Annotated in this window: 9 protein-coding genes and 1 pseudogene; 7 read left to right on the top strand and 3 right to left on the bottom strand. The window is 51.7% G+C overall.

Annotated elements, in window-relative coordinates; translation table 11 throughout:
- Positions 1–128, bottom strand: a pseudogene (locus P0Y67_RS09480) (IS256 family transposase); the annotation flags it as partial.
- Between the two features lie 38 nt (positions 129–166).
- Here P0Y67_RS09480 and P0Y67_RS09475 point away from each other — a divergent pair.
- Positions 167–298, top strand: a complete 132-nt coding sequence (locus P0Y67_RS09475) for a hypothetical protein (protein ID WP_342391679.1) — start codon at positions 167–169, stop codon at positions 296–298.
- Here the strand turns inward: P0Y67_RS09475 and miaE are convergent.
- On the bottom strand, positions 285–1,076 hold the full coding sequence (gene miaE, locus P0Y67_RS09470; RefSeq protein ID WP_342391678.1) for a tRNA isopentenyl-2-thiomethyl-A-37 hydroxylase MiaE: 792 nt from the start codon (positions 1,074–1,076) through the stop codon (positions 285–287). The two genes, P0Y67_RS09475 and miaE, sit on opposite strands and share 14 nt — an antisense overlap.
- Positions 1,077–1,336: 260 nt before the next feature.
- On the opposite strand from miaE, the gene P0Y67_RS09465 reads away from it, so the two are divergent.
- Genes P0Y67_RS09465 through P0Y67_RS09455 form a run of 3 tightly spaced genes read left to right on the top strand, consistent with a single transcriptional unit; the run spans position 1,337 to position 4,534 of the window.
- Complete coding sequence (locus P0Y67_RS09465; RefSeq protein WP_036759873.1) at positions 1,337–2,350, top strand: ABC transporter substrate-binding protein; 1,014 nt, start codon at positions 1,337–1,339, stop codon at positions 2,348–2,350.
- A gap of 59 nt (positions 2,351–2,409) precedes the next feature.
- Positions 2,410–3,309: an ABC transporter permease gene (locus P0Y67_RS09460; protein ID WP_342391677.1), complete on the top strand. Its 900-nt coding sequence runs from the start codon at positions 2,410–2,412 to the stop codon at positions 3,307–3,309.
- Positions 3,302–4,534 carry a quaternary amine ABC transporter ATP-binding protein gene (locus tag P0Y67_RS09455; RefSeq protein ID WP_342391676.1) on the top strand — a complete coding sequence of 411 codons (1,233 nt, stop codon included), beginning with the start codon at positions 3,302–3,304 and terminating at the stop codon, positions 4,532–4,534. The genes P0Y67_RS09460 and P0Y67_RS09455 overlap by 8 nt, the downstream gene beginning before the upstream one ends.
- Before the next feature lie 103 nt (positions 4,535–4,637).
- Here the strand turns inward: P0Y67_RS09455 and P0Y67_RS09450 are convergent, their stop codons facing one another.
- Positions 4,638–5,399: a hypothetical protein gene (locus P0Y67_RS09450; protein ID WP_027253385.1), complete on the bottom strand. Its 762-nt coding sequence runs from the start codon at positions 5,397–5,399 to the stop codon at positions 4,638–4,640.
- A 313-nt stretch (positions 5,400–5,712) separates the two neighbouring features.
- Between P0Y67_RS09450 and cysB the strand changes: the two genes are divergently transcribed.
- The 3 genes from cysB (at position 5,713) to P0Y67_RS09435 (ending at position 8,752) form a co-directional block, all read left to right on the top strand.
- Positions 5,713–6,687: an HTH-type transcriptional regulator CysB gene (cysB, locus tag P0Y67_RS09445; RefSeq protein ID WP_027253384.1), complete on the top strand. Its 975-nt coding sequence runs from the start codon at positions 5,713–5,715 to the stop codon at positions 6,685–6,687.
- A gap of 134 nt (positions 6,688–6,821) precedes the next feature.
- The gene (locus P0Y67_RS09440) at positions 6,822–8,024 is read left to right on the top strand and encodes a methyltransferase (RefSeq protein ID WP_342391675.1); all 1,203 of its coding nucleotides are present in this window, start codon (positions 6,822–6,824) and stop codon (positions 8,022–8,024) included.
- Positions 8,024–8,752 carry a sulfite exporter TauE/SafE family protein gene (locus P0Y67_RS09435; protein ID WP_161459080.1) on the top strand — a complete coding sequence of 243 codons (729 nt, stop codon included), beginning with the start codon at positions 8,024–8,026 and terminating at the stop codon, positions 8,750–8,752. Before P0Y67_RS09440 ends, P0Y67_RS09435 begins: the two co-directional genes overlap by 1 nt.
- The last annotated feature ends 9 nt before the right edge of the window (positions 8,753–8,761 follow it).

The following is an 8,761-nucleotide window of genomic DNA, read 5'->3' as shown; positions in this document are numbered from 1 at the left end:
TGGGATAACGTCAGATTCCAGTTCTGTACCGGGTGCGTCCACTTCTCGGAAGCCTTCAACATCCCCGCATAGAGCAGCTTCAGCAAGCTGGTTTCGTTAGCGAAGCCGCCCTTGGTTTTGGTCAGCTTATCGGCTGGACAAATTTCAGGAGATCGAACAATGGCTGGTGGATATCGGCATCTATCGTCCCTTGTGGCAAAACCGCCAGCAGCTCAATGTCCGAAGTCATCTCAATGGGGTATCACTGCTGGCGAATGGCTGGATTGATTTCAGCCGTGTGGTGTTCAGTTCACCATAGCGGTGGCCGGAATGCCGCTGTGAAAGCGGAAATCTTGATCCGGGGTGTTGATGAGTCCGGCTTCCCGCTGGCCAATGTGCAGAATTCGGTCACTGATATCCTTGCCGGCAATTTGCTCGGCCAGTTTCAGGTAATCCTGATAATGACGGGCTTCAGAGCGCAGCAACGAGATGTAAAACTTCTTGAGTTCATCATCAAGAAACGGTGCCAGTCTGGCGAAACGCTCGCAGGAGCGAGCTTCAATGTAAGCGCCAACAATCAGTTTATCGATTAAGGTGGCGGGTTCATGAGTACGCACGGCTTTCATCAGCCCGCGGGCATAGTTGCCGGCACTCAGGTTTGAGTAAGCGATACCGCGCTTGTCCATGATCTCAAGTACCTGTTCAAAGTGGTGGAATTCTTCTTTGATCAGGCGAACCATCTTATCAATCAGATCCTGGCCGTAAGGGCAATCTGCCCTTGCCGTCAGTTCAGCACTCAGGCCATTCATTTTGCCGTGGAAGGCGTCTTTTTGACGTGACCTGCCATAGACGAAATCTTCGTACGGTTTGGCCCAGTCAAGCAGTGCCTGGCCGCTTTTCTCATCCACGGCGTATTTGCGGATCAGGAAAATAGCGGTCTGGCTGGCTTTCAGCTCGCAGTTACAGTGATCAACCAGCAAGGCATTGAGGTTTTCCGGTTTGCGTGCTTCCTCAAGCCAGCTCTCTGGGGTTTCGCAATGCAGAAACCGGCGGACGGGAAGAAGTAGCTCGTTGATCATGCTCTGAGTGTCTGTCATGGATGGGTCTTATTGCTGAGTTGAACAGGAGAAAGAAAACCGGCGGATTATAACAAAGCTCTTTCTGAGCGACCAGAGAATGACAGAGATTGGTTCATCGTAAGAAACTAAGACAAAAATGAACCACTTAGCTTTAAAAAAGAGGGCTGTATCATCGTTATTCCATTTTGGTGTGCTTATACTGAAAAAGTATGTGTCGATGGCTGGTGAAGGAGGTCTGCCGGTTATTGGCATCCAGACACATCAGAAAAGGACTTTATATGCACTTACCCCGGATTGCCCCCTGGTTGCTGGCCGCTGTGACTTTACCTTTGAGCGTGAATGCACAGGCTGAACAAGCGTGCGGCCATGTCACCATTGCCGACATGAACTGGAATTCCGCGACCTTTATCGCCCATCTGGATCAGTTCATTTTACAGCAAGGATACGGCTGTGACGCCGAGCTTGTCCCCGGCGACAGCATTCCCACCACGACATCCATGATTGAAAAAAGTGAGCCGGATATTGCCCCTGAAATGTGGAGCAATACCATGCGCGAAGCACTGGATAAAGGTGTTAAGGAAGGTCGGTTGCGCTATGCCGGTGTGACCTTATCTGACGGGGGTGAAGAAGGCTTCTGGGTGCCGGCCTACATGGTGGACAAAGAGCCAAGCCTGAAAACCCTGGCTGGGGTGAAAGCCAATGCCAGCTTGTTTAAGCATCCTGAAGATCCGGATAAATCCGCCATGATGGGCTGCCCTGCTGGCTGGACCTGCCAGATCACCTCTGAGCATTTGTTTGACGCGCTCAAATTGGGCGATTCAGGTTTTGAGCTGGTGGATCCCGGTTCAGGCGCCGGTCTGGCGGCATCCATTGCAAAAGCCTATGAGCGGCAGGAGCCTTGGTTTGGTTACTACTGGGCGCCCACCGCGGTTCTGGGCAAATACGAGATGGTGAAAGTGGACTTCGGCACAGGGGTAGATGCCGAGCATTATAAGGCTTGTATTACCCAGGCGGACTGTCTGGACCCCAAACCTACCATGTATCCGCCGTCGCCGGTTGATACTGTGGTGACTGAGCGTTTTGCGGCACGAGCACCTGACGCGCTGGCCTATTTATCAAAGCGCGCCTTTACCAATCCGCAAATGAACCGCATGCTGGCCTGGATGGAAGAAAACCAGGCCGACGGTGAAATCGCTGCAGAGCACTTTCTCGCGGATAATGAGTCACTGTGGAGCCAGTGGGTAACACCGGCAGCGTTACAGCGTATTAAGCAAGCCCTGGCGGCTCGCTGATCCAGTCAGACCCGGTAGCTGCCGGGTCTGTTCATTTTACCGATCTACGGCACCCCGATATGGCTGAACTCTCCTGGATTACCGATTTCCCCCAACTCGATCGTCATCAACTGCTCGCGATTCGTAAAACCCTCGATGGCGCCTATCGTGCGTTTTCACGTGAGTATGGTGACAGTATTGAATCCTTTTTTGACCCGCTGCTCTCTTTGCTGATTGGCTTTGAAAAGCTGCTGCTGAATACGCCGTGGTGGCTGATGATTGCCCTACTGGCCGGACTGGCTTTTTATGCCAGTCGTTCCTGGAAGCTGGTAGTTGGCGTAGTCGTTGCTTTTGTGTTCATTGGTCTTTTCGGTATGTGGGAAGATACTATGCGCACCATGAGCATTATTATTGCATCCACGCTGCTGGCGATCGTGCTGGGTTTACCGGTAGGGATTCTGATGGCCCGTTCAGACAGGGCGCAAAATGTGATCACCCCGCTGCTGGATGTAATGCAAACCATGCCGGCGTTTGTGTATCTGATCCCGGTCGTGATGCTGTTGGGCATAGGTAAAATTCCGGGCCTGATTGCCGTGGTGATTTATGCGATCCCCCCTGTGATCCGCCTGACTAATCTGGGTATTCGGCTGGTGGACAAAGAAGTGCTCGAAGCGGCGGAGGCGTATGGCGCGAGCAGTTGGCAGCGGCTGACCGGGGTGCAGTTGCCGCTGGCGATGCCGACTATCATGGCGGGGATTAATCAGACCATTATGATGGCGCTGGCCATGGTGGTGATTGCGTCCATGATTGGCGTAAAAGGTTTGGGACAGCCTGTCCTTAAATCGATTACCAACCAGTATTTTACGCTGGGTCTGCTCAACGGGCTGGCCATAGTGGCGCTGGCTATCATTTTTGATCGTATCTCCCAAAGCTATGCCCGGCGCACCCAGCAACATCTTGCGGGGCAAAAACATGACTGATTCAATCCACACGTCAGACACAGGCACGCCGCTCATTCGTGTGCGCGATTTGTATAAGGTGTTCGGCCCTCAATCCGAGCGGGTACTGAAACAGGTGCATGCCGGAAAATCGAAATCTGCCATCCTGGCAGAAACCGGGCATACGGTTGGCCTGAACAAGATTAACCTGTCGATATGTCAGGGCGAGATATTTGTCGTGATGGGCTTGTCCGGCTCAGGCAAGTCGACCTTGATCCGGCATTTTAATCGTCTTATCGAGCCGTCTGCCGGTCAGGTGGAAATTGACGGGGTGGATGTCACCGCTTTGAGTGCTTCTGCGCTGCAGGCATTCCGGCGACAGCGGATGGCAATGGTCTTTCAGCGTTTTGCCTTACTGCCTCACCGGACTGTGCTGCAGAACATTGGTTATGGTCTGCAGATACAAGGTGCTGATAACAGTGAGTGGCGGGAAAAAGCCGGCTACTGGCTGGAGACCGTGGGTCTGGCAGGCTATGGCGATCACTATCCATCGAGCCTGTCTGGCGGGCAGCAGCAGCGGGTTGGACTGGCGAGGGCGCTTTGCACCGATGCTGATATTCTGCTGATGGATGAGGCCTTTTCGGCGCTGGATCCGCTGATTCGCAGCGAGATGCAAGAACAGTTGATGGCCCTGCAGTCCAAACTCGGCAAGACCATTATTTTTATCACTCATGATCTGGACGAAGCATTGCGGCTGGGTGACCGGATCGCGATATTGCGCGACGGTGAGCTGATTCAGCAGGGCCGACCTGTGGATATTTTGCTGCACCCCATTGACGATTATGTCGAAGCCTTTGTTAAAGATGTGAATCGGTCCAGAGTGCTGAAAGTCGAGGCTGTCATGTCGCCGGGCGCGCACTGTGTTGGGTTATGTTCGGTATCTGAGGCGAACCGCTACATGGAGCAGCATAGCCTGAACGAAGTTTATGTACTGGATGAGCAGCAGCGGTATCTGGGCGTGCTGACCCGTCACAGTATTGAAAAGGCCATGACTGACGCTGCGGACGGGCGGTTAGATGAATCGGCTTTGCTGCCGGTGCCTGCGATTTCGCGTCATCAGCTGCTTGAGCAGGTGCTGCCTGTCACTCTGGAGGCGGACGTCGCTTTGCCTGTGCTGGGAGAGAAGGGAGAAGTGTGTGGCCGTCTTTCTCGTTCTACACTGGCCAAAGTGCTCAGTGAACACCATGTTGTAAACCCCACATCGTAATCACCACGTCGTAATCACAATATCGGCTAACTAAGTGATAGGTACAGCCCAAACGAATCAGGCCGCTTTTAAGCGGCCTGATTGGATTAGCAATGTGCTGTCATTACCATTTCTTTTTCGGCTGGAACAGGATATCCAGTTCGTCCTGCTCTTTTTCGAGCATTTCCTGACGCTGTTTGGCATTGCTCTGATTCTGCGAGCTGTCAATTTCATCCAGCATGGCCTGCAACTTTTCGCGGGCCTGATTGGCATAATTGTGATTTTTGGTCGCCAGCGCATCCAGGCCTTTTCTTAACAGCTGTTTGGCAGTACCAATCTGGCGTTTCATGCGGGCATCGTTGGCACGTTTAACAACGTTTTCAATGTTAATGCGCAGCTGTAATCCTTCCAGACGCGCATTCTCAGCAACGAATGCCTGGGTGCCCAGGCGGCCTTTGCTGTGCTCGCTTTTAACTACCTGTTTCAGGCGTTTGACCAGCTGCAGCATAGCAATAGCCTGACGGTCTGTGGTGGGTACTTTAAAGCCAGACATTTCGTTAGGGGTGTAATTTTGCTGCAGCTGATGAATCTGCTCCCGGACGTTGTTAATACGCTGGGGCATAGAGCGATCTTTTTGATCCACCTCGAACATGCTTTCCAGGGCTGACAGGATGCGTTGATTCAGACAGACCAGTAATTCTTTGCTGTAAGGCAAATGATGAGCATGACCTATCAGATCTTCACTGGAGTCGATGATGGCAATGTGCTTAGCCAATTCCTGCTGCTTCTGGCTTTCCAGCTGCTGCCGGTACTGAATGATAACGTTATAACCCACAACCAGGACTAACAACAGGCCGATAAGACCGACCACTAAAGGTATACTCATAAAACTCGATCAGATAATCCACAGACAAATGAAGCCATAAGATACACCATCTGATCATGAGGTCATAGCATAGGGTAGAATTTTGCTCATAGCCTCACATTCGCAGTGCGCACATTTTTACATTGGGGGAGGTCGCTGGTGCCCTGTCGCTAACGCCGGGCCCGTATAGATTTCCACCTGTTGTCAAATTATGATGGTCAGAACCCTTGTGTTGCTGTACATGTGCATTTTAGACACTATGATACTGTATATAACATAGTGAAATAGATAGTCGTATTGTTAGAATGTAACGGACTATATTTGGGGCGGGAAAATGAAACTACAACAATTACGCTATATCGTTGAGGTGGTAAACCATAATCTCAATGTGTCCTCAACGGCTGAAAATCTGTATACCTCTCAACCGGGCATCAGCAAGCAGGTACGTTTACTTGAGGATGAGCTCGGCATTCAAATTTTCGAGCGTAGCGGTAAGCACCTGACCAAAGTGACGCCGGCAGGTGAGAATATTGTCCGTATTGCTCGTGACATTCTTTCGCGAGTAGAAAGCATTAAATCGGTTGCCGGCGAGTATACGCATCCGGAAATGGGCACACTGCATATCGCGACGACACACACCCAGGCGCGTTATGCGCTACCCAAAGTGATTCAGGGTTTTATTGAACGCTACCCGAAAGTCTCTTTACACATGCATCAGGGAACACCTTCCCAGATAGCGGATGCGGTTTCCAAGGGCACGACTGTGTTTGCCATTGCAACTGAAGCACTGCATTTATATCAGGACATGATTATGTTGCCGTGCTATCACTGGAATCGCTCAATTGTGGTGCGCTCGGATCATCCCTTGGCCCAGAAGAAAGACATTACGATTCACGATCTGGCGGCTTATCCCTTGGTGACTTACGTATTTGGTTTTACCGGGCGTTCTGAACTGGATAATGCGTTTAACCGCTCCGGGTTAACACCGCGGATTGTGTTTACGGCGACAGATGCCGATGTGATCAAGACCTATGTGCGTCTGGGAATTGGCGTCGGTGTGATGGCGAGCATGGCGATTGATCCTGAGACGGATCATGATCTGGTTGCTATTGATGCCAGCCACATTTTCGAAGCCAGTACGACGACCATTGGCTTTAAAAAAGGCACCTTCCTGCGTACTTATATGTACGATTTCATGGAGCGCTTCGCCCCGCATCTGACCCGGAACGTGGTTGATCAGGCATTAGCACTCAAGAGTAATGATGAAATAGAAGCCATGTTCGCCAGTATTAAACTGCCGGTGCGCTGAGTTTTTAAAGCCCTGCAGCAACCAATAAGCCGCATTCTGCGGCTTTTTTGTACTCTCTTCACTATTCACTGCTTTTGCGACCTGATCTGAGATAAAATGCGGCCCTTTAGTTAATTAGCGTATCAGGGTCGTCAATGTCTGCTTATTCAGACACATTTTGTCAGTTGGATGCCTTGCTCACTCAGGAACGAGCATACTGGCAGTTTATGCCTTTCGCCTGCCACGAATATCCCTGGCAGCACAGTATGCCAGGGCTGTCGGACTGGCTGGACTCTCTGTCCGATCTGGATGTGGCCCGCTTACTGGAAGACACTGCTGCGCTCATTGATGAACTAGCCGTTTTTCTCCCTGCTCTGCCTGAAATGCATCAGTTGGCTGATATTCCTGCACTCCCTTTAGTCTCAGAGGTGCCGCCGCATCTGCCCCGTGGGTTGGATGTTGGTATTCCGGGCCGGAAATGGCAGCAGGTGCTGGCATTCAATGCGGTACTGCCTGTGCATAAGCTTCCCTGGTTGGAATGGTGTGCCGGCAAAGGGTATTTAGGGCGAGTGCTTGCAGCATGCCACAACACCCGGGTCACCAGCCTTGAATGGCAACAAAGTTTGACACAAGACGGTCAGCTAGCTGCGAATCAGCTAGGGTTGCCAATGACTTTCGTTCAGGCGGATGCCTTTGCACCGGAAAGCGCCAGTGTGATCCGGCCGGATCAGCATGCGGTGGCTTTACATGCCTGCGGCGATCTGCACGTCAGTCTGCTGGAGCGGGTGGTTGCAAAGCGCACCGCGGCAGTCAGTGTGTCACCTTGCTGCTACCACCTGATCCGTCATGACACCTATCAGCCATTGTCGGCACCGGCAAAAGCGAGTGAGCTGAGATTATCCAAGCATGATTTGAGAATGCCGCTGCAGGAAACCGTCACAGCCGGACAACGGGTGAAACAGCAGCGATTTGTCGAAGTCAGCTACCGCCTGGGCTTTGATGCTTTGCAGAAACATCTGACCAACAATGACGCTTATTTGCCTGTCCCCAATGTGCAAAAAGCCCTCTTGAAGCATGGGTTTGCTGATTTTTGCCGGTGGGCGGCAGCGCAAAAGGGATTACAACTGCCGCAAGAGATGGATTATTGGTACTGGCAGCGATTGGGAGAAGTCCGCTTTCGAAAGGTAGAGCGTATGGAGCTGGTTCGCCAGGCTTTTCGCCGACCGCTTGAAATGTGGCTGGTTTTTGACCGGGCGCTGTTTATGGAAGAGGCCGGATATCAGGTGTTAGTTGGCACATTCTGTGATAAACCCACCACACCAAGAAATATACTTATTCACGCCCAATTGGAGAAATAATGGAGACAAGCACGCTGATTTACTGTGCGCTGGCCTTATCGGCTGGTTGTTTTGTGCAAAGTACCGTTGGCTTTGGCATGGCTATTGTGGCGGCGCCGATTGTGTATTTTTATGAACCACGTTTTGTGCCGGGTGTGGTGACATTTGTTGGCCTGGTACTGGCGCTGATTAATATGTGGCAGTACCGGCGAATGATTTCCTTTACCGGAATGAGCGCGGCGTTTGTGGGGCGCGTGCCTGGCACCATAGTTGCCGGCTGGATTTTGGTATACATCAGTGCTGAGCATCTGGCCCTGGTGCTGGGCGTGGGTGTGTTACTGGCGGTTCTGATCAGTTTATCTAAGGTCCGCTTCAAGCCCACCCCTAAAGCCTTGTTTGTGGCTGGTTTTACGTCGGGCCTGATGGGGACGACAACCAGTATTGGTGGCCCGCCTATGGCTTTGGTGTTGCAGCACGCGGAAGCCGGAAAATTAAGGGCGAATCTGGCCGTGTATTTTGTCTTCAGCTGTGTTTTATCGCTGATTGCCCTTTCGGCAACGGACCATTTTAGTCTGTGGCACCTGAAATATGCACTGATCGTGCTGCCCGCGCCGATACTGACCACCTTGTTTGCGTATAAAGTTCAGCATTTAATTAAAACTGAATGGGTCAGGTATGCCTTGCTGGTGCTTTGTACTTTTGCCGGCATGGCGGCCATGTGGCAGGGACTCAGCCCGATGTGGACCTAAAATTGCAAT

It is taken from the genome of Photobacterium sp. SP02, from assembly GCF_038519165.1.
Lineage (GTDB): Bacteria > Pseudomonadota > Gammaproteobacteria > Enterobacterales > Vibrionaceae > Photobacterium > Photobacterium halotolerans.
The sequence above is the reverse complement of the archived record's forward strand: the minus strand, read 5'-3'. Positions and strand labels throughout refer to the sequence as shown.